The organism is Gluconobacter sp. P1D12_c (assembly GCF_018812105.1).
Taxonomy (GTDB): Bacteria; Pseudomonadota; Alphaproteobacteria; order Acetobacterales; family Acetobacteraceae; genus Gluconobacter; species Gluconobacter oxydans_A.
The window spans coordinates 1-565 of sequence record NZ_JACSIQ010000215.1; the positions used below are offsets into that span (position 1 = coordinate 1).

At 46.5% G+C, this 565-nt stretch carries 1 protein-coding gene; it reads right to left on the reverse strand.

All coding sequences use genetic code 11. The features are described from left to right. Window positions 1-565, reverse strand: a 565-nt coding sequence (locus KP705_RS16410) for a hypothetical protein (RefSeq protein ID WP_215765022.1), incomplete at both ends; no start/stop codon positions are given.

The following is a 565-nucleotide window of genomic DNA, read 5'->3' on the forward strand; positions in this document are numbered from 1 at the left end:
CCCACGAACCACGCAACGCAAACAGATTACGCCCCGTTAGAGCATCGCATCCAATTTTTTGGAGTTTTTCGATAACCTGCTGATGGTGTCGCTTAGAGACAACTTCAATGAGTTCGAGAGCCTTTTTGCCGAGTTCAGTGTCAGGCGTCTGCGTATAATTCTGGACCATAAGACAGGGTTCAGAGACGTTATAGAAAGCATGATGCGGGAGCATCAGCCCAACAATCTTATTCTCCATCTGCTCGAATTTTATTTCATCACCAACGATGACACGACCATCAAGAGAAGGCTCAACACAGAGAGCCATAGCAATATCGGGCCCGAACATATCCAATGATTTAGGGACACCTATCGTGGCTTCGCCTTCATCACGCTTCGTGAAAAGCTCAGCATCATTGATGACACGCTTCTTCATCATCTTCAGAGATCCATCAGACTGATCTCGAACGATGCGAAGCCTCTCATCATTAAGAGACCCCTTGAACTCCTTAAACGATCCGTACCTCTGTATCAGTCGCGTATTGAGTGTCTCATTATAGAACCACTCAAGATGGCCATCCTCCAT